Genomic DNA, 22,808 nt, shown 5'->3' on the forward strand with positions numbered 1-22,808 from the left:
CGATGCGACCCCGTGGCCGACAGCCGGGGAATCGGAGGGTGCCGCACAAACGCGCGGGGCCCGCCGGTTGGCGGGCCCCGCGATCAGCAACGTCGCGCGATGGCGGGCGTTACTTGGTGGCCTTGGTGGCCGCTTCCTGAGCCTGCTTGACGTTGGACTCGGTCAGCTTCTGGCTCTGCTGCACGAAGTCCTGCTGCAGGGCGACGACCTTCTCGGCGTTGCCTTGCAGGCGCTCGGTCAGCTCCTTGGCGACCTTCTGCTGGCCTTCCAGGTAGCTGCGCAGGCTCTCGGCGTCCTTGACGTCGAGCAGGTTGCGCACCTGGGTCAGGCTGGTGTCGGCATACGCCTTGGTGGCGTCAAGCTGGGCGTTGACCAGCTTCTCGGTATAGTCGACGCTCAGCGCGGCATAGGCACGTGCCGGGCCGAAGAAAAGGGATTCGAACTGTTGGCTGAACTGCTCGGTGCTGAAGTTGGCCATGGGGGCCTCCGTTTGCTCGTATGAGTGGGGTTGGGTGGCGTGTCATCACGCCCTGTGTTCTTGTGCGTCGCAGCATAACAGCTGTGCTTTGTGCAGTGCAATATCCGTGACTGCATTCAATCAATGGCGTCCGCTTCGACTCGGCGAGAGCGCGCCTCCAGTCCCTGGGCAGATACCAAAGGACCAGAGGATTCATCGTCTTGCGTCTTCGCAGCGCGACTACACTGCAGGGTGACAGCCCAAGGAAACATTGGGGGTGTCGACCATGACCAGCATCGGCAAGCCGCTGCACGCGGCGAGGCTGCAGGGTGCCGATTGCAAGTCGTGCTATCTGAATTCGCTGTGCCTGCCGGGTGAGCTCTCCGACACGGAAGTCGTCGAACTGCAGGCCATCGTTCGGCCCTTGATCCGGCTGGCCAAGCATGAGGTGCTCTACGTGCAGGGCGCCCCCTTCAGCAGCCTCTACGCCGTGCGCTCCGGTAGCTTCAAGCAAGCCACCACGGCCGAGTCGGGTGAGTACCTGGTTACTGGCCTGTTCCTGCCCGGTGAACTGCTCGGTCTCGACGCCATGGCGGAAAAGCGCTATTCCGGCACTCTGGTGGCGCTCGAGACCAGCACCGTCTGTGAACTACCGTACCAGGCGCTCGTAACGCTGTGCGATCGCCTGCCCGCGCTGCGCCATCGCCTGCAGCGCAGCCTGAGCCGGGAGATTCACGACGAGCGGCTGCGACTTTGCCGGTTGCTGCGCCGCACCGCCGATCGCCGCCTGGCCTGCTTCCTCACGTCGGTATCGAAGCGATTTCAGCATCGCGGTTACTCGCCGTATCGCTTCCGTGTGAGCCTGTCGCGCGCCGACCTGGGCAGTTACCTGGGACTGACGGAGGAGACCGTCGGCCGTGCCCTGAAACGCTGCGAGGAAGACGGCCTGCTCACCGTACACGGGCGCGAGTTTCATCTGAAGGACCTGCCGCGGCTGGAGCACCTGGCCCGGGCCAGCGGTCGGCGCAAGGCGTAGGCGGGCCACGGTTATCGGCCCAGTGCCTAGGGAAGGCGGGCTTCGAGATGCCACTCCTGGCGGCGCTCTTCGAGTACCTGCCACTCGGCGTGCTTCTGCTGGACAAAGGCGTGCAGCGGGCGATAGAGCTCGGGGGTGGCATTGGTGGCCAGCAAGGCGTCGAAGAAATGCCAGGAGTGGTGCGCCGCCTCCACGGCCTCATCGAGCACGTCACCGGCCATGTGTCCGTTGACGACGAAGAAGTGGCGGCGGCTGGGTGCCAGGGGGGTGGCAGTCTTGGACTCCTTCTCGCCGAGGCAGGCAGCGAAACCCAGCTTTTCGGCCACCGCGTTGAGCACCTCGAGGCGCTGTTCGCACTCGATCCCCAGCGCCACCATCAGACGGCTGATGTCGGGGGCGGTAGGCAGCAGGCGCAGGGCGAGCTGCCGATAGCGCCGCATCTCTGCCTGCTCGTGAAGATGGGCGAGGGTAAGCTGTTCCTGGGGCAGCAGGTTGGGGCTCTTCGAGTTGATCATGGGCGCAGTACCGTTGTGGTTGTGAGGTAGTTTGGGCCTGGCTCGGTGGGCGCTGTCTTTCACGAAGGGATCGTAGGCGGTGTCTGTCGATGCTGGCCACGACAGTTGTCACCTTTCGCGCGATCGGCGCCGCGAAGCTGCCGGGCGGCCACAGAACGCATCACCACGGTGCACGCCGGACCTTGAAAGCCACCGAGCAGGGCACGATGCTGCAATCAGGTCCTCGAGACAGCCAGGAGCGAGCCATGAGCGAATACCGCATCGAGCGCGACAGCATGGGCGAGCTGCAGGTGCCGCGCGATGCCCTTTACGGCGCCCAGACGCAGCGTGCCATCAACAATTTTCCGGTCTCCGGTCAGGCGATGCCGGCGGCCTTCATCCACGCCATTGCGCGGGTCAAGCTGGCAGCGGCGCGGGTCAATGCCGACCTGGGGTTGCTTGACGCGTCGCGCGCCGAGGCGATCGCAGAGGCGGCCCAAGCGATCATCGATGGCCGGCACGACGACCAGTTTCCGGTGGATGTCTTCCAGACCGGCTCGGGTACCTCGAGCAACATGAACGTCAACGAGGTGATCGCCCACCTGGCCAGTCGCGACGACCTGGCGGTGGGGCCCAACGATCACGTCAACATGGGGCAGTCAAGCAACGACGTCATTCCCACCGCGCTGCATCTGTCGGCGGCGCTGGCGGTGACCGCGCGACTGCGACCGGCACTGGTGCACCTGCGCGAGACGATCGATGCGCGGGCGGCGGAGCTCAACGGCGTGGTGAAGACGGGGCGCACCCATCTGATGGATGCCATGCCGTTGCGGATGAGCCAGGAGCTGGGCGGCTGGTCGAGTCAGGTGGGCCAGGCGATCGAGCGCTTCGACGCCGCCATGCTGCGCCTGACCCGGCTGGCCCAAGGCGGCACGGCGGTGGGCACCGGCATCAATGCCCATCCCGAATTCGCGGCACGCATGGCGCGCGCCTTGAGCGATCAGACCGGCCTGTCGTTCGCGCCCAACGACAGTTTTTTTGCCAGTCTGGGCAGCCAGGACGCCGCCGTGGAGCTCTCCGGTCAGCTGCGCGGCCTGGCCTGCGTGATCATGAAGATCGCCAATGACCTGCGCTGGATGAACTCCGGCCCGCTGGCCGGTCTCGGCGAGATCGAGCTCGAGGCGCTGCAGCCGGGCAGCTCGATCATGCCCGGCAAGGTCAATCCGGTGATTCCCGAGTCCGCTGCCCAGGCGGCGGCCCAGGTGATGGGTCTCGATACCGCGGTGACCGTGGCCGGGCAGAGCGGCAACTTCCAGCTCAACGTCATGCTGCCGCTGATCGCCAACAACCTGCTTACCCAGATCACCCTGATGACCAGCACGGCGCGGCTGCTCGCCGACCGGGCCATCGCCACCTTTCAGGTGCGCGAGGGGAACCTGGCGGAGCCGTTGTCGCGCAATCCCATCCTGGTCACGGCACTCAATTCGGTGATCGGCTACGACGCCGCGGCGGCCATCGCCAAGCAGGCCTATCAGGCGGGGCGGCCGATCATCGACGTGGCCGAGGAGCAGACCGACCTGTCGCGCGACGAGCTCGAGCGGCTGCTCGACCCCGCGACGCTGACGCGGGGCGGCATTCCGGAATAATGAGCGGCCGTGGTAACCCTCAGGCCGCGACAGCGCGCCGGTGGTGCGCGATATAGCGCGCTAGGCGCTCGGCCTGGTCGGGCGTGAGGCGCAGCCCGAGCTTGGTGCGCCGCCACAGGATGTCGTCGGCATCACGGGCCCATTCGTGGTCGATCAGGTAGTCCACCTCGGCGCGGGTCAGGCCGGCGCCGAAGTGCTCGCCAAGGTCGTCCGGGCGCTTGGCATCGGCCAGGAAGTGGTGGCACAGCGAGCCATAGGTGCGAGCGAAGCGGCGGACCTGTCCGTCGCTCAGGAAGGGATAATCGCTGTGCAACGCGGTCCGGAAGCCCTCCTGGGTGCCGATGTCGCCGCCCGGCAGCGGCGCGGCGGCCGTCCAGGGAGCGCTCATGGGCGGCAGGTGGGGGGCCAGGCGCTCGAGCGCCGATTCAGCGAGCTTGCGGTAGGTGGTGATCTTGCCGCCGAACACCGAGAGTAGCGGGACGCCGTCGTCATCGAGATCGAGGGTGTAGTCGCGGGTCATGGCGGTGGGGTCGGCGGACTCGTCGTCACACAGCGGGCGTACCCCGGCGAAGGTGTGCAGCACATCGGCGCGCGTGAGCGGGGTGCGGAAGTGATCGTTGACCACCGCGAGCAGGTAGTCGATCTCCGATTCGCTGGCCGTGACCCGTCCGGGATCGCCGTCATGGCGGCAGTCGGTGGTGCCGATCAGACTGAAGTCGTCCTCGTAGGGAAGCACGAAGACGATCCGGCGATCCGTGTTCTGGAGGATGAACGCGCGTTCGTCGAGGTTGCGCCGGGGCACGATGAGGTGGCTGCCGCGAATCATGCGCACCGCGTAGCGCGATCGGCGGTGGGATCGGTCGCGCACCACCTGCTCCACCCAGGGCCCGGCGGCGTTGACCAGCGTGCGGGCCTGGCGGACGACTCGCTGGCCGGTGGCCATGTCCTCCAGGGTGAGCTCCCAGTGACCGCCCACCTCGCGGGCGTCCACGCAGCGCGTGCGTACGTGAATCTCGGCGCCGCGCTGGTGTGCCTGAAGGGCATTGAGGAGCACCAGGCGGGCGTCATCCACCCAACAGTCGGCGTACTCGAAGCCGCGGGAAATGTCCGGTGCCAGGCCCTGGTCGGCGGTGAAACGCACGCTTCGCGACGCCGCCAGTTGCTGCCGCCGGCCCAGGTGGTCATAGAGAAAGAGGCCGGCACGCAGCATCCAGGCGGGGCGCAGGTGGGGACGATGGGGCAGGAGGAAGCGCAGTGGCCAGATGATATGAGGTGCCTTGGCCAGCAGTATTTCGCGCTCGTGCAGCGCCTCGCGGACCAAGCGGAATTCGCGATGCTCCAGGTAGCGAAGTCCGCCGTGGATCAGCTTGCTGCTCGCCGAGGAGGTGGCGCCGGCCAGGTCGCCCTGCTCGCACAGGGCCACCGAGAGGCCGCGACCGGCGGCGTCGTTGGCAATGCCGGTACCATTGATGCCGCCTCCGATCACGAACAGGTCGACGGTGCCGCTTGTGGTGTCGTTCATGCGCTCTCCCGCGCCTCCCCATGCAAGGGGGTACGTGAATGTTTGAAAGCGAAAATAGACGATAAGAAAGCGAACATCAAGCGGTCGCGCGGATCCTCGTGTCGGCTGTCAGGGGACTGGGCGGTCGGCAGGATGGGAGAGGCGAGCGGTTCGCTCAGGCGACGTGGAGGGCGACGTCGTGCTGCTGGAGCAGGCGCTGGATGGACTCGGGGGGCGCGCGGTCGGTGAACAGGGCGTCGAGCTGGGCGAGGTTGCCCTGGCGTACCACCGGGTTGCGCTGGAATTTGGAGTGGTCAGTGGCCAGGAACACCTGCCGCGAGTTGCGGATGATGGCCTGGGCGACACGCACCTCCTGGTAGTCGAATTCGAGCAGTGAGCCGTCCTCGTCGATGCCGCTGATGCCGATGATGCCGAAGTCCACCTTGAACTGGTTGATGAAGTCGATGGTGGCCTCGCCGATGATGCCACCGTCGCGGGAACGCACCTGGCCGCCGGCGATGATGACGTTGAAGTCCTCCTTGTGCTGGAGGATGGCGGCGACATTGAGGTTGTTGGTGATGACTTCCAGTTCGTGGTGATGCAGCAGCGCTTCGGCAATCACCTCGTTGCTGGTGCCGATGTTGATGAACAGCGAGGCCTGGTCGGGTATGTGCTGGGCCACCAGGGCGGCGATGCGCTGCTTGGCATCCAGGTTGAGCGTCTTGCGCGTGGAGTAGGCGGTATTGACGGTGCTCGACTCCAGGCCGGCGCCGCCGTGGACGCGACGAATCAGCCCCTCGGCGGAGAGGGCGTTGAGGTCACGACGGATGGTCTGGGGAGTGACCGCGAAGTGGTCGGTGAGCTGCTCGATACTGGCGTAACCCTGCCGGCGTACCAGCGCGATGATGGCGTCCTGTCGGTGTTGCTGATTCATGGCGTCTCCTCGGCTGGTCCGGATTCTACGCGATCCGCTGAGCCGCTGCAGGCGGTTGCGGGCCGCTTCCGGCTGCACCGAACGTCGTAGCGGTCTGCCCGGAGCGATAATTGAGCGTGCTGACCGGCTGGAGTAGGCTGTTATGATCGTAAACGAACATTTGCGTTGAAAACCGAAATCTACCGGTCACGGCGTTCGTCGCCGCCCAGGCGTCATCACAACCACAATCACGACAGGATGCTTGCCATGGCTTCTTACCTGCTGGCCATCGACCAGGGCACGACCAGTTCGCGCGCCATTCTCTTCGACCGTCAGGGCGCGGTTGCCGCCACGGCGCAGCGCGAGTTTCCGCAGCAATTTCCCCATGATGGCTGGGTCGAGCACGACCCCGAGGCGATCTGGGATTCGGTGCTCGCGACCAGCCGCGAGGTGCTCGACACCGCCGGCGTGTCGCTCGACCAGGTCGACGGGTTGGGCATTACCAACCAGCGCGAGACCACGCTGCTGTGGGATCGTCGTACCGGGGAGCCGTTGTACAATGCCATCGTCTGGCAGGACCGGCGTACCGCCGATACCTGCCGGCGACTGCGCGAGGCGGGGCATCTCGATACCGTCCAGGCGCGGACGGGCCTGCTGATCGATCCCTATTTTTCGGCGACCAAGCTGGCCTGGCTGCTGGACGAGGTGCCGGACGCCCGGGAGCGCGCCGAGCGCGGCGAGCTCGCCTTCGGCACGGTCGATACCTTCCTGATCTGGCGCCTAACGGGAGGGCGCGTTCACGCCACCGATGCCACCAATGCCTCGCGTACCTCCTTGTTCAACATCCACGACCAGTGCTGGGATGCGCAACTGCTCGAGCTCTTCGGTATTCCCGAGTCGCTGCTCCCCGAGGTGAAGGACTCCAGTGACGACTTCGGCACCGTCGAGGAGCAGTGGCTGGGTGGGGAGCTGCCGATTGCCGGGGTGGCCGGCGACCAGCAGGCGGCGCTGATCGGCCAGGCGTGCTTTACCCCCGGCATGGGCAAGAGCACCTACGGCACCGGCTGCTTCATGGTGGTCAATACCGGTGGCACGGCCGCGCAGTCGCGCAATAAGCTGCTGACCACCGTGGCCTATCGCCTGGCCGGACGGCCCACCTATGCCATGGAGGGCAGCATCTTCGTGGCGGGTGCGACGGTCCAGTGGCTGCGTGACGGCCTGCAGCTGTTTCGGGACGCGGCCGAGACCGAGACCCTGGCGCGCCAGACCCGCAGCGGACACAGCGTCTATCTGGTGCCGGCCTTCACCGGCCTGGGCGCCCCGCACTGGGACCCTCAGGCGCGCGGCGCCATCTTCGGCCTGACGCGGGATACCGGGATCGCCGAGATCGTTGCCGCCGGCCTGCAGGCCGTCTGCTACCAGACCCGCGACCTGCAGGCGTGCATCAGTGACGACATGACCATGCCGCCGGGCACGCTGCGGGTGGATGGCGGCATGGTGGCCAACAACTGGCTGATGCAGTTTTTGGCCGACATGCTCGGCGTTCAGGTGGATCGCCCCACGGTGCTCGAGACCACGGCGCTCGGCGCCGCCTACCTGGCCGGCCTGCACCTGGGCTGGTATCGCGACCTGGACGAGATCGCCGAGCTCTGGCAGTGCGAGCGCGCCTTCGTGCCGCGCATGGAAGAAGCGGAGCGCGAGCGTCTCTACGAGGGCTGGCTCGAGGCCGTGGAGCGGGTGCGCACCCAGTAGGCCAAGTCCTTGATGCACCAGTCCCGGATGCTCGGCCGACGAGGCGTTACGAAAGGCAGGGAAGGCTTGCATTCACGGCGCGAATGGGTAGAATACGCATCCGTTGCCACGGCAGTGATGCCGCCACGCGTGACAAGATCGCGTGACCGAATAGATAGGACCATAGCTCAGTTGGTTAGAGCGCCACGTTGACATCGTGGAGGTCGGCGGTTCAAATCCGCCTGGTCCTACCAGTCACCCCGCAGTCACCTTGGCAACCGCTTCAGGACCATAGCTCAGTTGGTTAGAGCGCCACGTTGACATCGTGGAGGTCAGCGGTTCAAATCCGCTTGGTCCTACCAGCTTTCCGAAACGCCCCGCAGCCACGCTGCGGGGCGTTTCGCTATGCGAGATCGGTACGCTCGATGAACACCGCCACCAGGGCTTCGATGCCGGCCTGATCCGCTGCATTGAAGCGCCCCTTCACCGGGCTGTCCAGATCGAGTACCCCCCAGAGGTGACCGTTCACCGAAATCGGCACGACCAGCTCGGCGTTGGAGGCCGCATCGCAGGCGATGTGGTCGGCCACGGCGTGGACGTCGTCGACGCGCTGGGTCTGCTGGGTGCGCGCCGCGGCCCCGCACACCCCCTTGGCGAAGGGGATGGGGTGGCAGGCCGGCTTGCCCTGGAAGGGGCCGAGCGAGAGCACCTCGGGCTGGCGCTGGAGGTAGAAGCCCACCCAGTTGAGGTCGGGGATCTCCTGCATGATGAAGGCGCAGGTCTGGGCGCTGTTGGTCAGCCAGTCGCGGCCGTCGAGCAGGGCCTCGAGCTGGCGGGCGAGCAGGGCGTAGTCAATCGGCATGGGTAGGGCTCCGTAAAACAGAAGGGCCGGCTCTGCGGCCGGCCCGAACCAAGGATGACTGTCGATGGGCTTATTTCCAACCCGGGACTGCCTGCGCCCCGAACAGCTCCTCCGCCTTGGCCTCGACCTCCTCGGTCTGATAGGCGTCGACCAGCTGCCGGATCGCTTCGCGGTCCTGGTCACCTTCACGCACCGCGATCAGGTTGACGTAGGGCGACTCCGGGCCCTCCTTGATCAGGGCGTCGTCCAGGGTCAGGCCGGCGGGCTGGGCGAAGGTGTTGTTGATGAAGGCCATGTCCACGTCGGGCAGCACGCGCGGCAGCTGGGCGGCCTCGATCTCGCGGAAGCGGAAATCATGGGGGTTCTCCGCCACATTGAGCGGGGTGGCCTCGAGGTTTTCCGGGTCGTCCAGCTGGATCAGTCCTTCGTTGTGCATCAGGATCAGCGCCCGCCCTTCGTTGGAGGGGTCGTTGGGCAGGGCGATCTGCGCCCCCTCGGGCAGCTCGTCGATGCTGTCGTGCTTCTCCGAGTAGGCGCCGATCGGGTAGACGAAGGTGTAGCCGGCGACGGCGAAGTCGTAGCCGCGGTCCTCCACCATGGAGCGCATGTAGGGCTCGTGCTGGTAGGCGTTGGCGTCCAGGCTGCCGTCGGCCAGGGCGGCGTTGGGGGTGACGTAGTCGGTGAACTCGACGATCTCCACGGTCAGGCCGTATTCGCGCTGGGCGATTTCGGCGGCCACTTCCATCACCTCGGTCTCGGGGCCGGCCACGGTGCCGACCTTGATGCTGTGCTCGTCGGCGAGGGTGCTGCCGGCGCCGAGGGCCAGGCTGGAGGCGAGCAGGGTGCGGATCAGTGTCTTGCGCATGACGGGTCTCCTGTGATGATGATTCGATGATAACGGAATAAAAAAAATAATTTAAATAGCAAAAGGCTATTGATAGTGGCGGAAAAGGGACTGATTTACGTAGCGAGCGAAGTCAGGCCGGTCGCCGCCGCAGCGCAGCTCCCGGAGTGTAGCCTGCTACATGAGGAGAGCGACGGTCCGACGCTTCGGCAGCGCCGGCGGCCGGGATGTCGAGCGCAGCAGGAAATCAGTGCTCTTTTATTTGTGGTCGCTCTTACGCACCAAATAATCCCCCAGGCTCTGGAAGCCCTGCACCATCACCACCAGGATCGCCACGGTGATCAGCATGATGGTGGGGTTGAAGCGGTTGTAGCCGTAGCGAATGCCCAGGTCGCCGAGGCCGCCGCCGCCCACGGCGCCGGCCATGGCCGAGTAGCTCACCAGCGTCACCACGGTGACGGTCAGGGCGGTGAAGATGCCGCCGCGCGCCTCGGGGAGCAGCACCTTGGTGATGATCTGCCAGGGGGTGGCTCCCATGGACTGGGCGGCCTCCACCAGGCCGGGATTGATCTCGTTGAGCGCGCCCTCCACCAGGCGGGCGATGAAAGGGATGGCGGCGATGGTCAAGGGGACGGCGGCCGCGTTGGTGCCGATGGACGTGCCGACCAGTGCGCGCGTGAAGGGAATGATCGCCACCATCAGGATGATGAAGGGGATGGAGCGACCGATGTTGGTGATCACGCCCAGCACGGCGTTGGTCACCGGCTGGGCCAGCACCTGGCCCGGCCGGGTGACGTAGAGCAGCACGCCCAGGGGAATGCCGATCAGGGCGGCAATCGTTCCGGAGACGGCCACCATGTAAAGGGTATCGAGCGTGGCCCGGAGGATCAGGTCAATCATCGCGCTGGACATGGCCGAGCACCTCCACGTGCAGATCATGGGATTCGAGGTAGTCGAGGGCTTCGCGGGTCTTGGCTGGCGAGCCCATCAGTTCGGCGATCATCAGGCCAAGCGTGCGCTCCTGGATCGACTCCACCTTGGCCTGGAGAATGCTCACGTCGACCCCGCACTCCCGGGCGAGGCGCGAGATGAGCGGCGTGGAGACGGCGTCGCCGGAAAAGGCCAGGCGCACCACCGGGTGGGAATGCTCGCCGGGGGCTTCCTCCAGGCGTTCGATCAGAGCCCGCGGCGGCTCCAGCTTGAGAAAGTCGTTGAGGAACTCGCGGCCCAGCTGCGTCCGCGGGGCGGTGAAGAAGTCCCCCACGTCCGCTTCCTCCACCAGCTCGCCGCCGGAGATCAGGCTGACCCGGTGGCAGATCGACTTGACCACCTCCATCTCGTGGGTGATCAGCAGGATGGTCAGCCCCAGCTTCTGGTTGATGTCGCGCAGCAGGGCGAGGATCGAGCCGGTGGTCTGGGGGTCGAGCGCCGAGGTCGCCTCGTCGCACAGCAGCACCTTGGGCCGGCTGGCCAGCGCGCGGGCGATGGCCACGCGCTGTTTCTGGCCGCCGGAGAGCTGGGCCGGGTGCTGGCTCGCCTTGTCCGCCAGGCCGACCAATTCCAGCAGCGGGGTGACGCGCTCGCGGATCGCCGCGCGTTTCATGCCCATCAGCTCCAGCGGCAGGGCGACATTGGCGAAGACGGTGCGATTGGTCAGCAGGTTGAAGTGCTGGAAGATCATGCCGATGCCGTGGCGCGCCTCGTTGAGCGCCTGGCCGGAGAGGGCGGTGAGCTCCTGGCCGTTGATCGCCACCGTGCCGGTGGTCGGGCGTTCGAGCAGGTTGACGCAGCGAACCAGGGTCGACTTGCCAGCCCCGGAAAGGCCGATCACGCCGTGGATCTGTCCTTGGGGGACATGGAAGTCGATAGCCTTCAAGGCCTGGACAGTGCGGGGCGCGCTGCCGTCATCTCGGCGCCCCTTGATGGCGTAGGTCTTGGATACGTTGTGGAGTCGAATCATGGGTGCCACCGCAGGTGGGCGCCGGGCGGGCGAGTGCGGCGGGCGAAAAAAAGGCCACCCTGGCGGGTGGCCATCAACGCTGGACACACCCTTTTAGCTGCACTTCACGCCGAGGAAGGCCTCGTCGCAGGCGCCCGCAATCCGGGTACAAATCGGCGCCAAAAATGGTGCGGCGAATCCTAAGACCAAAGGTGGGGCTTGTCAATGCCTCCTGGATGGCTTTGGCGCCATGCGGGAAAAGTGCAGAAGTATCCACTAGATCATGCTGTCTGTTTCATAAGATGTCCTGTCTTGAGTGGTGTGGGTCGGCCGGGTGGATGGACGCCACGGCCGTGACTACCTACACTGCACCGCTCGATTCCATCTTCCCGACTCGCGGGAGCAGCGTGAGGAGCGCCCATGTTCACAGGCATCATTCAGGGAATGGCCGAGATCGTCGCCATCGAGGAGGCGGAGGCGTTTCGCACGCACGTGGTGATCTTGCCGGAAGCCCTGCGCCAGGGCCTTGAAACCGGGGCGTCGGTTTCCCACAACGGGGTCTGCCTGACGGTGACGGCCATCGACGGAGAGCGGGTCAGCTTCGATCTGATGCGCGAGACCCTGGCCGTGACCAATCTCGGTGCACTGGCGGTGGGCGACCGCGTCAACGTCGAGCGAGCGGCGCGCTTCGGCGACGAGGTGGGTGGTCACGCCATGTCGGGCCATGTCATGGCGATGGGCGAGCTGGTCGAGCTCGATGAAGCCCCCAACAACCGCCGCCTGTGGTTCGAGGTGCCGTCGCCGCTGGGCCGTTTCCTGTTCGCCAAGGGCTATATCGGCGTGGACGGCGCTAGCCTGACCGTCGGTGCGGTGCGCCCGGCCGCGGCCGATCATGGGCCGCGCTTCTGCGTCGACCTGATTCCCGAGACGCTCTCGCGCACCACCATGGGCGAGCGTGCCCCCGGCGATCGCGTCAACATCGAGATCGACCCGCAGACCCAGGCCATCGTCGAGACGGTGGAGCGCGTACTGGCGTCCCGCTTCCCCGGCTGAGGCGGCGTCGGGCCTGCGTTGGCCGTCATGCTGGCGTATGGCCCGCACTTTGCTTATACAGAGCGAACCGTGCCGCCAACCGGTGGCCTTGGCGGCCTCGCATCGCGGGGCCCCTTTGGTTACCATGTGCGGCTTTTCTCGCCCCTGCTGGAATACCAGCCCAAGTGCGCAGGAATACCAAGATGAAGAACCTGATCGACAGCCACTTCAAGCTCACCGAGCACAACACCAGCGTGAAGACCGAGGTCATTGCCGGGATTACCACCTTCCTGACCATGGCCTACATCATCTTCGTCAACCCCAGCATCCTGTCCCAGACCGGCATGGATTCCGGCGCCGTCTTCGTGGCCACCTGTCTGGCGGCAGCGTTCGGCTGCTTGATCATGGGGCTGTGGGCCAACTACCCGATTGCCCAGGCACCCGGCATGGGCCTCAACGCCTTCTTCACCTACGGCGTGGTGATGGGCATGGGCTACAGCTGGGAGGCCGCGCTGGGGGCGGTGTTCTTCTCGGGCTTCATCTTCTTCCTGCTCAGCGTGTTCAAGGTGCGCGAGTGGATCATTCACTCCATTCCACTCTCGCTGCGCCTGGGCATTGCCGCCGGCATCGGCCTCTTCCTGGCCATGATCGCGCTGCAGAACGCCGGCATCGTGGTGGCCAACGAAGCGACCTTCGTGGCCTTGGGCGATCTCTCCGAGCCGGCGGCCATCTATGCCTTGCTGGGCTTCTTCGCCATCACCGCCATGGCCTACCTCAAGGTCACCGGGGCAGTGATGATCGGTATCCTGGCGATCACCGTGCTGGGCATGGTGCTGGGGCACAACGAGTACGGCGGCCTGCTCTCCATGCCGCCTTCCATCGCGCCCACCTTCATGGCGCTGGATCTCGCCGGCGCGCTGGATGTCGCCATGCTCAGCGTCATCTTCGCCTTCTTGTTCGTCGACCTCTTCGATACCTCCGGCACCCTGGTGGGCGTGGCGCAGCGCGGCGGCCTGCTCGACAAGGACGGCAAGCTCCCGCGCCTCAATCGCGCCATGATGTCCGACAGCAGCGCCTCCATGGCGGGGGCGCTGCTGGGTACCTCGACCACCACCAGCTACATCGAATCGGCGGCTGGCATCGCTTCCGGCGGGCGTACCGGCCTCACCGCCGTGGTGGTGGCGATCCTCTTCCTGGTGAGCCTGTTCTTCGCGCCGCTGGCCGGGTCGATCCCCGCCTACGCCACGGCCGGTGCTTTGCTTTACGTGGCCGTGTTGATGGCCGGCAGCCTGGCGCATGCCAACTGGGAGGATCCCACCGACGCTGCCCCGGTGCTGATCGCGGCGCTCGCTATGCCGCTGACGTTCTCCATTGCCGAGGGCATTGCGCTGGGCTTCATCAGCTATGCTGCGATCAAGACGCTCTCCGGGCGTTTCCGGGACCTCAACCCCGCAGTGGTCGTGCTGGCGATCCTCTTCGTGCTGAAATTCCTGTTCCTTGACTGATCACCCTTCCACCGAGACCTGCGATGAGCATCTACGGCGACTACATCAAGTCCGTGATTCGAACCGTCCCCGACTGGCCGCAGCCGGGGGTCAATTTCCGCGACATCACCCCGTTGCTGCAGAACAGTGCGGCGTTTCGCAAGCTGATCGACAGCTTCGTGCACCGCTACCAGGAGATGGAGATCGATGCTGTCGCCGCCATCGATGCGCGCGGGTTCATCATCGGTGCGCCGCTGGCCTACGAGCTGGGCTGCAGCTTCGTTCCGGTGCGCAAGAAGGGCAAGCTGCCGTTTCGCACCATCAGCGAGACCTACACCCTGGAATACGGCCAGGCCGAGGTGGAGCTGCATTCCGACGCCTTCCGCGAGGGCGACCGTATCCTGATCATGGACGATCTCATCGCCACCGGCGGCACCATGCTGGCGGCGGCCAAGCTGATCACTCGCAGCGGCGGCCAGGTGGTGGAAACCGCCACCATCATCGACCTGCCCGATATCGGCGGGTCGGAGAAGATCCGCGAGGCGGGCTACAGCGTCTTCGCGGTCTGTTCCTTCACCGAGGACGAGTGACGCGGCCATGAGTACCCATCGCTACCACCAGCATTTCACCGTCTCCTGGGACCAGCTGCACCGCGACGTGCGCGAGCTGTGCCACCGCCTGATCGAACGCGACTTCCAGGGCATCGTGGCCGTCACCCGCGGGGGCCTGATCCCTGCGGCCCTCTTTGCCCGCGAGCTTAACGTGCGGCTGATCGACACCGTCTGCATCAAGAGCTACGACCATATGGACCAGGGCGGCCTCAAGGTGCTCAAGGGCGTGGATCACGACGGCGAGGGCTGGCTGCTGGTCGACGATCTGGTGGACACCGGCAAGACCGCCCGCAAGGTGCGCGAGATGCTGCCCAAGGCGCACTTCGTCACCGTCTACGCCAAGCCCGAGGGCAAGCCGCTGGTCGACCAGTACCTCACCGAGGTGGCCCAGGACTGCTGGATCCAGTTCCCCTGGGACATGGGCGTGGCCTACGTGGAGCCCCTGGCCGACCAGGTCAAGCGCTGAGCCATGGGCACGCCGCTTCCCGACAGCTGGCAGCAGTGGCTGGGCAGTGAATTCGGCGCGCCCTACATGCAGGCGCTGCGCGACTTCCTGGCCGCCGAGAAGGCGGCCAGGAAGGTGATCTACCCGTACTCGTCGGACTGGTTTCGCGCCTTCGAGCTCACGCCGCTCGACCGTGTCAAGGTGGTGATCCTCGGCCAGGATCCCTATCACGGCCCGGGCCAGGCCCACGGCCTGTGCTTCTCGGTACGCCCCGGCGTTCGTGTGCCGCCTTCGCTGGTCAATATCTACAAGGAGCTCGCCGCCGACGTCGGCTTTCGGCCGGTCGATCACGGTTGCCTGGAGCACTGGGCGCGCCAGGGCGTGTTGCTGCTCAACACCTCGCTGACGGTGGAAGAGGGCAACGCCGGCTCGCATCGCGGCAAGGGCTGGGAGACCTTCACCGATCGCGCCATCGAGACCGTCAACGCCCATGCCGAGCCCTCGGTGTTTCTGCTGTGGGGCAGCCATGCCCGCCAGAAGAAGGCGCTGGTGGATACGTCCCGACACCTGGTGCTGGAGTCGCCCCACCCGTCGCCGCTCTCCGCCCATCGCGGCTTCTTCGGCAATCACCACTTCTCGCGGGCCAACGCTTTCCTCGAGCAGCACGACCGCGAGCCCATCGACTGGCAGCTGCCCGACCGTCCCGACGAGTGTGCGCCTTAACCTCAACGCGGGATGCGGGTAGAATGGCGCGCAATTTGTCGGTGCCGTCCATCCGACCAAGGTCGCCCCCCTTCACTCCGTCGCAATGAGGTCCCCCATGAGCGTACATGCCATCCAGCACCCCCTGGTCCAGCACAAGCTGGGACTGATGCGCGAAGCCGGCATCAGCACCAAGAGCTTCCGCGAGCTGGCCGGGGAACTGGCCAAGCTGCTCACCTACGAGGCGACCCAGGACCTGGAGCTCGAGACCCAGCAGATCGATGGCTGGAGCGGCAACAAGATTCCCGTCCAGTTGCTGAAGGGTAAGAAGGTCACCATCGTGCCGATCCTGCGTGCCGGGCTCGGCATGCTCGACGGGGTCACCGACCTGATTCCCAGCGCGCGCATCAGCGTGGTGGGGCTCTACCGCGACGAGGAGACGCTGGAGCCGGTGCCCTATTTCGCCAAGTTTGCGGGTGACCTCGACGAGCGCCTGGCCATCGTCATCGATCCCATGCTGGCCACCGGCGGGACCATGGTGGCGACGCTGGACATGCTGCGCGAGCGCGGCTGTGAGCACATGAAGGTGATCGTGCTGGTGGCCGCTCCCGAGGGGATCAAGCGCGTTCAGGATGCCTATCCGGACATCGAGATCTACACCGCCGGGGTGGACGATCACCTCGACGAGAATGGCTATATCGTGCCGGGGCTGGGTGATGCGGGGGACAAGATCTTCGGTACGCGCTGACAGCCGCTTGCTGCGCTGGCCGGGCGCGATGTTCGTATGCGAACATCGCGCCCGGCTTTTTCGTGGCTGGGGTCCCCGGTGATGCCTTAGCCAAAAGTTCTATATCTGGTATTAATACCTACAAAACAGTGCATTGGAAGGGTGATTGCGGACCTCGCTCTCCCTGAGTGGGCGTTTTCGGTAATACACATTTGTGTAAGAAAGCGAATCTCGACTATCGTGAATCCACGCCGACCTTGCGCGTATTCACACAACGAAGAACAGCCGAGATCCGCAATGTCATTGATCCTCGACAACATCGACCTGGTGGTCGGTGGCGCCACTCATATCGAGGGAGTGAACCTGGAGCTCAAGCCTGGCTCCTTCAACGTGCTATTGGGGCGCACCCTCGCAGGGAAGACCACCCTGATGCGCCTGATGGCCGGACTCGACAGGCCCTCCCGCGGGCGTGTGCTCATGGAGGGGCGGGACGTCACCGGGGTGTCGGTAAGGCACCGCAACGTGTCGATGGTCTATCAGCAGTTCATCAATTACCCCGGCCTCAGCGTCTACGACAACATCGCCTCCCCGCTGCGGCTGGCCAGGGTGGACCGGGCCGAGATCGACCGACGCGTGCGCCAGACCGCCGAGCTATTGCACATCGAGCATCTGCTCGAGCGCTCCCCCCTGGAGCTTTCCGGCGGCCAGCAGCAGCGCACCGCCATGGGCCGGGCGCTGGTCAAGGATGCCGATGTCATTCTCTTCGACGAGCCGCTGGTCAACCTCGACTACAAGCTGCGTGAGGAGCTGCGCGAGGAGCTTCGCACCCTGTTCGACGAGCGCCGCTGCATTGCCGTTTATGCCACCACCGAGCCGGCGGAGGCGCTGGCCCTCGGGGGCAACACGGCGGTGCTGCATGAAGGGCGCCTGCTCCAGTACGGGCGCACGGAGGATGTCTACCATCGACCGGCCAGCCGGTCGAGTGCCGAGATGTTCTCGGAACCGCCGATCAACATGATCCGCGGCCTGATCTCCGGCAGCGAAATCTCCTTCGATCGTCGGGTAGCCTTTCCCCTCAGCGATGACCTGCGCTCGCTGCCCCCCGGGGAGTACCACTTCGGCGTGCGCCCCTCGCACATCTCCCTGCAGCCCCGAGACGATGACGATCTGGCGGTCGAGGTAAGCGTCGAGCTGGCCGAGATCAGCGGCTCGGAGACCTTTCTGCACGTGGCCAACGACCTCTTCGCCATGGTGGTGCACTTGAGCGGCGTGCACGAGTTCGATGTCGACCAGCGCATCACCATCCACTTCCCGATCCATAAGGTATATGCCTTCGACCGTCATGGTGACGTGGTGCATATCCCTTCCCACCTGGGAGGCCTGTGACATGGCGGAAATCACCCTCAAGTCCTTGGCCCATACCTACCTGGCCGAACCCGCGGGCCCCGAGGATTACGCCATCCGCGAGATGGATCATGTCTGGCAGCAGGGCGGGGCCTATGCCCTGCTGGGGCCTTCCGGCTGCGGGAAGTCGACGCTGCTCAACATCATCTCGGGGCTGCTGCAGCCGTCCAGCGGTGAGGTCCTGTTCGATGGCCGCAGCGTCAATGCGCTGCCACCGGAAGAGCGCAACATCGCCCAAGTGTTCCAGTTCCCCGTGGTCTACGACACCATGACGGTCTACGACAATCTCGCCTTCCCGCTGCGTAACGTGAAGACCCCGGAGTCGCGCGTCCACGAGCGCGTGACGGAAGTGGCCGACGTGCTCGAGCTGACCGCCCAGCTCAAGCGCAAGGCGCGCAACCTCACTGCCGACGAGAAGCAGAAGGTGTCGATGGGGCGCGGCCTGGTGCGCGAGGACGTAACCGCGATCCTCTTCGACGAGCCCTTGACGGTGATCGATCCGCAGCTGAAGTGGAAGCTGCGCCGCAAGCTCAAGGAGATTCATCGCCGGTTCAACATCACCATGGTCTACGTCACCCACGACCAGCTCGAAGCGTCGACCTTTGCCGACAAGATCGCGGTGATGTACGAGGGGCAGGTGGTGCAGTTCGGTACACCGCGCGAACTCTTCGAGCGGCCTTCCCACACCTTCGTCGGCTACTTCATCGGCAGTCCCGGGATGAACTTCCTCGACGTGGCGCTGCGCGGCGGGGCGGTGATGGCCGGCGATGTCGCCCTTCCCGTGAGCGGCGCACTGCGCGATGCCATCGCCGGGGCGCGATCCTCCAACGTCAAGCTGGGCATTCGCCCCGAGTTTATCGAGGTCCACCCCGAGCCGGTGGCCGGCAGCGTCATGGCCGACGTGGAGGACGCCCAGGATCTCGGCACCTACCAGATTCTCTCCCTGCGCCTGGGTGAGCACGCCCTGAAGGCTCGCGTCGAGGAGGGCGGGGCGGTGCCGCGACGCACGGCCCACCTGCGGTTCCCCGAGGAGCGGCTCGGGTTGTACGTCGACGACTTCCGCGTGGAGATCGATCATGAATAAGGTCTACAACAATCGGGCATGGCTGCTGATCCTGCCCATGCTGCTGCTGGTGGCGTTCTCGGCGATCGTGCCGCTGATGACGGTGGTCAACTACTCGGTGCAGGATGTGTTCGACACCCATACGCGCTTCTTCACCGGTACCGAGTGGTTCGAGGCCACCCTCAACGATCCGGCCTTGCAAGCCGCCCTGCTGCGCCAGTTCGCCTTCTCCTTCACCATTCTGGCCATCGAGGTGCCGCTGGGCATCGGCATTGCCCTGCTGATGCCCAAGCAGGGCTGGCGCGCTTCGGCGGTGTTGATTCTGGTCACCTTGCCGCTGCTCATTCCCTGGAATGTGGTAGGCAGCATCTGGCAGATATTCACTCGCGGCGATATCGGCCTGATGGGCTGGAGCCTGCGCGAGCTGGGCTACAGCTACAACATCACCCGCAGCGCCGTGGATGCCTGGGCCACCATTGTTCTGATGGACGTGTGGCACTGGACCCCGCTGATCGCGCTGCTCTGCTACAGCGGACTGCGCTCCATTCCCGACGCCTACTACCAGGCAGCGCGCATCGACCGGGCGTCGCGCTGGGCGGTGTTCCGCTACATCCAGCTGCCCAAGCTCACCAACGTGCTGGTCATCGGCGTGCTGCTGCGCTTCATGCACTCCTTCATGATCTACGCCGAGCCTTTCGTGCTGACCGGCGGGGGACCGGGCAGTTCTACCACTTTCCTGAGTCAATCGCTGACCACCATGGCCATTGGTCAGCAGGACCTGGGCCCCTCGGCGGCCTTCTCGCTCATCTATTTCCTGATCATCCTGCTGGTCTGCTGGGTCTTCTACACCGCCATCATGAACCTGCAGAAAGACAAGCAAGAGAGGGGGGGCTGACATGTCCGATTCGCTGCCCACCACGCCGGAAGCCGTGCGCCGTCGCGCGGCGGCGATGGCCGCCAAGCGCCGCCGCCAGGCCCGTCCGGCCGTCCGCCAGTGGCGTCGCACCGGGCTGATGACGGCCTACATCTTCTTCGTGCTGTTGCCGATCTACTGGCTGCTGAACATGTCGTTCCAGTCCAACAGCGAGATCCTCGGTGCCCTGACGCTGTGGCCGAGCGACTTCACCCTGGAGCACTACGCGAAGATCTTCACCGATGCCAACTGGTACATGGGCTACGTCAACTCCATCACCTACGTGCTGATGAACATGCTGATCAGCATCGTGGTGGCGCTGCCCGCGGCCTATGCCTTCAGTCGCTTCAAGTTCATCGGCGACAAGCACCTCTTCTTCTGGCTGCTGACCAACCTGATGGCCCCGCCGGCGGTCTTTCTGCTGCCCTATTTCCAGCTCTACTACACCGTTGGCCTCTTCGATACCCACGTGGCCGTGGCCCTGGCACATTGCCTGTTCAACATTCCACTGGCGGTATGGATTCTCGAAGGCTTCATGAGCAGCGTGCCCAAGGAGATCGACGAGACCGCCTTCATCGACGGCTACAGCTTCCCGCACTTCTTCGTGAAGATCTTCATCCCCATGATCCGCTCGGGCATCGGCGTGACCCTGTTCTTCCTGTTCATGTTCTCGTGGGTCGAGCTGCTGCTGGCCAGCACCCTGACTTCCACCGGGGCTCAGCCGATCGGCTCGGTGATGACCCAGACCAAGGGGGCCTCGGGGATCGACTGGGGCGCGCTGTCGGCGGCGGGGGTGCTCACCATCCTGCCGGGAATCGTGGTGGTCTACTTCGTGCGCAATCACATCGCCAAGGGCTTCGCCCTGGGTCGTACCTGAGGGGGCCGACGTTATGGAATGGATGGTATGGACCACACCCACGGCGCTCTTCTTCGCGGCCATTGCCGCCATCCTGCTGGGCATGACCGCCTGGGAGGTCGTCTCGCCGACGGTGGAGCGCAAGGGCTTTCTGCCGATCGCCACCAGCCGCGGCGACCGCCTCTTCATCGGGCTGCTCACCTCCGCCTACATCCATCTGGTGGTGGTGGGCTTCACCCCGCTGAGCATCTGGCTTGCTCTCGGTGCATCGGTCGTGTGGTTGCTCGTACTGCTGCGCTGGGGCTGACCGGGAATCATGGAACCAATCGTTCAGGGAACGAACCACAACAACCAATGAGGTCAACATGAAATCGATAACAATACGACTCTCGCTACTCGCTAGCGGCGTCATGCTGGCAAGCGCGCCACTGCACGCCGACAACCACGATGCCCGCGCCATTGCCGAGCGCCTGGTGGACGAACACTTCCAGAATTCGACCCTCAGCCGCGAGCAACAGATCGAGGAGCTGCTGTGGTTCGCCGAGGCGGCCGAACCGTTCCGCGGCATGGAAATCAACACCGTCGCGGAAGGGCTCACGACCCACATCTACGAGCGTGACGTGCTGGCCGAGGCCTTCACCGAGCTGACCGGCATCGAGGTGACCCACAACATCATCGGCGAGGGCGACGTCGTCAACAACATGCAGACCCAGATGCAGTCAGGGCGCAACATCTACGACGGTTACGTCAACGATTCCGATGCCATCGGTACCCATATTCGCTACGGCACCACCATCAATCTCTCCGAGGCGATGGAGAACGAGTGGGCCGATTACACCCTGCCGACGCTGGATCTGGATGACTTCATCGGCATTCAGTACACGACCGGCCCTGACGGCAGTATCTATCAGCTGCCGACCCAGCAGTTCGCCAACCTCTACTGGTTTCGCTACGACTGGTTCCAGCGCGAGGACTTCCGGGAGCAGTTCCGCGAGATCTACGGTTATGACCTGGGAGTGCCGACCAACTGGACCGCCTACGAGGACATCGCCGAGTTCTTCACCGAACATGTCGGCGAGATCGACGGCGAGAGGGTCTACGGTCACATGGACTACGGCCGTCGCGATCCCTCCCTGGGCTGGCGCTTCCACGACTCCTGGCTATCCATGGCCGGCATGGGCAGTCCCGGGGTGCCATTCGGCAATCCGGTCGACGACTGGGGCATCCGCGTCGATGAGGAGAGTCGCCCGGTGGGGGCCAGCGTCAGCCGCGGCGGGGCGACCAACTCGCCCGCTTCGGTGTTCGCGGTGACCAAGATGGTCGAATGGCTCGACCAGTACGCTCCCCCCGAGGCCCAGGGCATGACCTTCGGCGAGGCCGGGCCGGTGCCGGCCCAGGGCAACGTGGCCCAGCAGATCTTCTGGTACACCGCGTTCACCGCGGACATGACCGATCCCGGGCTGCCGGTCACCGAGGAGGACGGCACACCCAAGTGGCGGATGGCGCCATCGCCTACCGGCCCCTACTGGGAGGAGGGCATGAAGGTGGGCTATCAGGACGTGGGCTCCTGGACCTTCTTCGACTCCACCCCGGAGGATCGGCGCACGGCGGCCTGGCTGTTCGGCCAGTTCACCACCGCCAAGACGGTGTCGCTGGAGAAGCTGATGGCCGGGCTGACGCCGATTCGCGAATCGGACATCTTCTCCGACCAGATGAGCGAGATGGCGCCCAAGCTGGGAGGCCTGGTGGAGTTCTACCGCAGTCCCAACGAGTCCAACTGGACGCCCTCGAGCACCAACGTGCCGGATTACCCGCGCATGGCGCCGCTTTGGTGGCAGAACCTGGCTCCGGCGGTCAGTGGTGAAATCGAGCCTCAGGAGGCGCTCGACAACCTGGCGGGCGACATCGACAACGTGATGGCGCGCCTCGCCCGGGCCGGCGTCTTCCAGGTCTATGCGCCGCAGCTCAATGAGGAGCAGGACCCCGAGGTGTGGCTCTCGCAGCCCGGGGCGCCGAAGGCCAAGCTCGATGATGAAATGCCGCAGGGCACCACCGTCCCCTACGAGGAGATGATGGAGGAGTGGATGGCGGCCGGTACGCGCTGAAACCCGACGGCGGGCCGCCGCCCGCCGTCACCCGGCCCGGCCG

The 22,808-nt window shown here is 65.2% G+C and carries 23 protein-coding genes and 2 tRNA genes; 17 read left to right on the top strand and 8 right to left on the bottom strand.

Going from position 1 to position 22,808, the window contains the following annotated elements:
- Positions 1-109: 109 nt before the first annotated feature.
- On the bottom strand, positions 110-478 hold the full coding sequence (locus FEF15_RS02030; RefSeq protein ID WP_163557425.1) for a phasin family protein: 369 nt from the start codon (positions 476-478) through the stop codon (positions 110-112).
- Between the two features lie 265 nt (positions 479-743).
- Between FEF15_RS02030 and FEF15_RS02035 the strand changes: the two genes are divergently transcribed.
- On the top strand, positions 744-1,493 hold the full coding sequence (locus tag FEF15_RS02035; protein WP_163557655.1) for a cyclic nucleotide-binding domain-containing protein: 750 nt from the start codon (positions 744-746) through the stop codon (positions 1,491-1,493).
- 26 nt (positions 1,494-1,519) lie between these two features.
- Here the strand turns inward: FEF15_RS02035 and FEF15_RS02040 are convergent, their stop codons facing one another.
- Positions 1,520-2,008 carry a hypothetical protein gene (locus FEF15_RS02040; RefSeq protein ID WP_163557426.1) on the bottom strand — a complete coding sequence of 163 codons (489 nt, stop codon included), beginning with the start codon at positions 2,006-2,008 and terminating at the stop codon, positions 1,520-1,522.
- A 245-nt stretch (positions 2,009-2,253) separates the two neighbouring features.
- Between FEF15_RS02040 and FEF15_RS02045 the strand changes: the two genes are divergently transcribed.
- Positions 2,254-3,633, top strand: a complete 1,380-nt coding sequence (locus FEF15_RS02045) for a class II fumarate hydratase (protein WP_163557427.1) — start codon at positions 2,254-2,256, stop codon at positions 3,631-3,633.
- Positions 3,634-3,652: 19 nt separating this feature from the next.
- Here the strand turns inward: FEF15_RS02045 and glpD are convergent, their stop codons facing one another.
- A complete protein-coding gene (gene glpD, locus FEF15_RS02050) occupies positions 3,653-5,155 on the bottom strand; it encodes a glycerol-3-phosphate dehydrogenase (protein ID WP_163557428.1) in 1,503 nt (500 codons plus the stop codon).
- 154 nt (positions 5,156-5,309) lie between these two features.
- Entirely contained in the window at positions 5,310-6,068 is a 759-nt protein-coding gene (locus tag FEF15_RS02055; RefSeq protein WP_163557429.1) for a DeoR/GlpR family transcriptional regulator, read from the bottom strand.
- A 246-nt stretch (positions 6,069-6,314) separates the two neighbouring features.
- Between FEF15_RS02055 and glpK the strand changes: the two genes are divergently transcribed.
- The 3 genes from glpK to FEF15_RS02070 all read left to right on the top strand — a co-directional run bounded on the left by glpK (position 6,315) and on the right by FEF15_RS02070 (position 8,140).
- On the top strand, positions 6,315-7,799 hold the full coding sequence (gene glpK, locus FEF15_RS02060) for a glycerol kinase GlpK (protein ID WP_163557430.1): 1,485 nt from the start codon (positions 6,315-6,317) through the stop codon (positions 7,797-7,799).
- Between the two features lie 156 nt (positions 7,800-7,955).
- Positions 7,956-8,032, top strand: a tRNA-Val gene (locus FEF15_RS02065).
- 31 nt (positions 8,033-8,063) lie between these two features.
- Positions 8,064-8,140 (top strand) — tRNA-Val (locus FEF15_RS02070).
- Between the two features lie 41 nt (positions 8,141-8,181).
- On the opposite strand, the gene FEF15_RS02075 is transcribed toward FEF15_RS02070, so the two are convergent.
- The 4 genes from FEF15_RS02075 to FEF15_RS02090 all read right to left on the bottom strand — a co-directional run bounded on the left by FEF15_RS02075 (position 8,182) and on the right by FEF15_RS02090 (position 11,444).
- Positions 8,182-8,640 carry a GAF domain-containing protein gene (locus tag FEF15_RS02075; RefSeq protein WP_163557431.1) on the bottom strand — a complete coding sequence of 153 codons (459 nt, stop codon included), beginning with the start codon at positions 8,638-8,640 and terminating at the stop codon, positions 8,182-8,184.
- 70 nt (positions 8,641-8,710) lie between these two features.
- Entirely contained in the window at positions 8,711-9,505 is a 795-nt protein-coding gene (locus FEF15_RS02080; protein ID WP_163557432.1) for a MetQ/NlpA family ABC transporter substrate-binding protein, read from the bottom strand.
- A gap of 237 nt (positions 9,506-9,742) precedes the next feature.
- Positions 9,743-10,396: a methionine ABC transporter permease gene (locus FEF15_RS02085; RefSeq protein ID WP_163557433.1), complete on the bottom strand. Its 654-nt coding sequence runs from the start codon at positions 10,394-10,396 to the stop codon at positions 9,743-9,745.
- Complete coding sequence (locus FEF15_RS02090) at positions 10,377-11,444, bottom strand: methionine ABC transporter ATP-binding protein (RefSeq protein WP_163557434.1); 1,068 nt, start codon at positions 11,442-11,444, stop codon at positions 10,377-10,379. The genes FEF15_RS02085 and FEF15_RS02090 overlap by 20 nt, the downstream gene beginning before the upstream one ends.
- A 399-nt stretch (positions 11,445-11,843) precedes the next feature.
- Between FEF15_RS02090 and FEF15_RS02095 the strand changes: the two genes are divergently transcribed.
- From FEF15_RS02095 to FEF15_RS02150, 12 genes are all read left to right on the top strand, one after another.
- Entirely contained in the window at positions 11,844-12,476 is a 633-nt protein-coding gene (locus FEF15_RS02095; RefSeq protein ID WP_163557435.1) for a riboflavin synthase subunit alpha, read from the top strand.
- A gap of 182 nt (positions 12,477-12,658) precedes the next feature.
- Positions 12,659-13,960, top strand: a complete 1,302-nt coding sequence (locus FEF15_RS02100; RefSeq protein WP_163557436.1) for an NCS2 family permease — start codon at positions 12,659-12,661, stop codon at positions 13,958-13,960.
- A gap of 23 nt (positions 13,961-13,983) precedes the next feature.
- Positions 13,984-14,529, top strand: coding sequence for an adenine phosphoribosyltransferase (locus tag FEF15_RS02105; protein ID WP_163557437.1), 546 nt, complete (start codon positions 13,984-13,986; stop codon positions 14,527-14,529).
- A 7-nt stretch (positions 14,530-14,536) separates the two neighbouring features.
- Entirely contained in the window at positions 14,537-15,016 is a 480-nt protein-coding gene (gene gpt, locus FEF15_RS02110; protein ID WP_163557438.1) for a xanthine phosphoribosyltransferase, read from the top strand.
- Between the two features lie 3 nt (positions 15,017-15,019).
- Positions 15,020-15,718: a uracil-DNA glycosylase gene (gene ung, locus FEF15_RS02115; protein WP_163557439.1), complete on the top strand. Its 699-nt coding sequence runs from the start codon at positions 15,020-15,022 to the stop codon at positions 15,716-15,718.
- Between the two features lie 97 nt (positions 15,719-15,815).
- Positions 15,816-16,445, top strand: coding sequence for a uracil phosphoribosyltransferase (gene upp, locus FEF15_RS02120; protein WP_163557440.1), 630 nt, complete (start codon positions 15,816-15,818; stop codon positions 16,443-16,445).
- A gap of 276 nt (positions 16,446-16,721) precedes the next feature.
- Positions 16,722-17,810, top strand: a complete 1,089-nt coding sequence (locus FEF15_RS02125) for an ABC transporter ATP-binding protein (protein ID WP_163557441.1) — start codon at positions 16,722-16,724, stop codon at positions 17,808-17,810.
- A gap of 1 nt (position 17,811) precedes the next feature.
- Positions 17,812-18,912: an ABC transporter ATP-binding protein gene (locus tag FEF15_RS02130; protein ID WP_163557442.1), complete on the top strand. Its 1,101-nt coding sequence runs from the start codon at positions 17,812-17,814 to the stop codon at positions 18,910-18,912.
- Complete coding sequence (locus FEF15_RS02135; protein WP_205598457.1) at positions 18,905-19,786, top strand: sugar ABC transporter permease; 882 nt, start codon at positions 18,905-18,907, stop codon at positions 19,784-19,786. The genes FEF15_RS02130 and FEF15_RS02135 overlap by 8 nt, the downstream gene beginning before the upstream one ends.
- A 1-nt stretch (position 19,787) precedes the next feature.
- Positions 19,788-20,681 (top strand): carbohydrate ABC transporter permease, encoded by an 894-nt coding sequence (locus tag FEF15_RS02140; RefSeq protein WP_163557443.1) that lies wholly within the window; start codon positions 19,788-19,790, stop codon positions 20,679-20,681.
- A gap of 13 nt (positions 20,682-20,694) precedes the next feature.
- Positions 20,695-20,967 (top strand): DUF2160 domain-containing protein, encoded by a 273-nt coding sequence (locus FEF15_RS02145; RefSeq protein WP_163557444.1) that lies wholly within the window; start codon positions 20,695-20,697, stop codon positions 20,965-20,967.
- Between the two features lie 58 nt (positions 20,968-21,025).
- On the top strand, positions 21,026-22,765 hold the full coding sequence (locus tag FEF15_RS02150) for an ABC transporter substrate-binding protein (RefSeq protein ID WP_163557445.1): 1,740 nt from the start codon (positions 21,026-21,028) through the stop codon (positions 22,763-22,765).
- The last annotated feature ends 43 nt before the right edge of the window (positions 22,766-22,808 follow it).

It is taken from the genome of Halomonas sp. NO4, from assembly GCF_010994375.1.
GTDB lineage: Bacteria > Pseudomonadota > Gammaproteobacteria > Pseudomonadales > Halomonadaceae > Halomonas.

What these genes read in the sequence shown, in the direction of transcription:
- FEF15_RS02030 (WP_163557425.1), bottom strand. Translation starts at nt 478, where the DNA reads ATGGCCAACTTCAGCACCGAGCAGTTCAGCCAACAGTTCGAATCCCTT.
- FEF15_RS02035 (WP_163557655.1), top strand. Translation starts at nt 744, where the DNA reads ATGACCAGCATCGGCAAGCCGCTGCACGCGGCGAGGCTGCAGGGTGCC.
- FEF15_RS02040 (WP_163557426.1), bottom strand. Translation starts at nt 2,008, where the DNA reads ATGATCAACTCGAAGAGCCCCAACCTGCTGCCCCAGGAACAGCTTACC.
- FEF15_RS02045 (WP_163557427.1), top strand. Translation starts at nt 2,254, where the DNA reads ATGAGCGAATACCGCATCGAGCGCGACAGCATGGGCGAGCTGCAGGTG.
- glpD (WP_163557428.1), bottom strand. Translation starts at nt 5,155, where the DNA reads ATGAACGACACCACAAGCGGCACCGTCGACCTGTTCGTGATCGGAGGC.
- FEF15_RS02055 (WP_163557429.1), bottom strand. Translation starts at nt 6,068, where the DNA reads ATGAATCAGCAACACCGACAGGACGCCATCATCGCGCTGGTACGCCGG.
- glpK (WP_163557430.1), top strand. Translation starts at nt 6,315, where the DNA reads ATGGCTTCTTACCTGCTGGCCATCGACCAGGGCACGACCAGTTCGCGC.
- FEF15_RS02075 (WP_163557431.1), bottom strand. Translation starts at nt 8,640, where the DNA reads ATGCCGATTGACTACGCCCTGCTCGCCCGCCAGCTCGAGGCCCTGCTC.
- FEF15_RS02080 (WP_163557432.1), bottom strand. Translation starts at nt 9,505, where the DNA reads ATGCGCAAGACACTGATCCGCACCCTGCTCGCCTCCAGCCTGGCCCTC.
- FEF15_RS02085 (WP_163557433.1), bottom strand. Translation starts at nt 10,396, where the DNA reads ATGTCCAGCGCGATGATTGACCTGATCCTCCGGGCCACGCTCGATACC.
- FEF15_RS02090 (WP_163557434.1), bottom strand. Translation starts at nt 11,444, where the DNA reads ATGATTCGACTCCACAACGTATCCAAGACCTACGCCATCAAGGGGCGC.
- FEF15_RS02095 (WP_163557435.1), top strand. Translation starts at nt 11,844, where the DNA reads ATGTTCACAGGCATCATTCAGGGAATGGCCGAGATCGTCGCCATCGAG.
- FEF15_RS02100 (WP_163557436.1), top strand. Translation starts at nt 12,659, where the DNA reads ATGAAGAACCTGATCGACAGCCACTTCAAGCTCACCGAGCACAACACC.
- FEF15_RS02105 (WP_163557437.1), top strand. Translation starts at nt 13,984, where the DNA reads ATGAGCATCTACGGCGACTACATCAAGTCCGTGATTCGAACCGTCCCC.
- gpt (WP_163557438.1), top strand. Translation starts at nt 14,537, where the DNA reads ATGAGTACCCATCGCTACCACCAGCATTTCACCGTCTCCTGGGACCAG.
- ung (WP_163557439.1), top strand. Translation starts at nt 15,020, where the DNA reads ATGGGCACGCCGCTTCCCGACAGCTGGCAGCAGTGGCTGGGCAGTGAA.
- upp (WP_163557440.1), top strand. Translation starts at nt 15,816, where the DNA reads ATGAGCGTACATGCCATCCAGCACCCCCTGGTCCAGCACAAGCTGGGA.
- FEF15_RS02125 (WP_163557441.1), top strand. Translation starts at nt 16,722, where the DNA reads ATGTCATTGATCCTCGACAACATCGACCTGGTGGTCGGTGGCGCCACT.
- FEF15_RS02130 (WP_163557442.1), top strand. Translation starts at nt 17,812, where the DNA reads ATGGCGGAAATCACCCTCAAGTCCTTGGCCCATACCTACCTGGCCGAA.
- FEF15_RS02135 (WP_205598457.1), top strand. Translation starts at nt 18,905, where the DNA reads ATGAATAAGGTCTACAACAATCGGGCATGGCTGCTGATCCTGCCCATG.
- FEF15_RS02140 (WP_163557443.1), top strand. Translation starts at nt 19,788, where the DNA reads ATGTCCGATTCGCTGCCCACCACGCCGGAAGCCGTGCGCCGTCGCGCG.
- FEF15_RS02145 (WP_163557444.1), top strand. Translation starts at nt 20,695, where the DNA reads ATGGAATGGATGGTATGGACCACACCCACGGCGCTCTTCTTCGCGGCC.
- FEF15_RS02150 (WP_163557445.1), top strand. Translation starts at nt 21,026, where the DNA reads ATGAAATCGATAACAATACGACTCTCGCTACTCGCTAGCGGCGTCATG.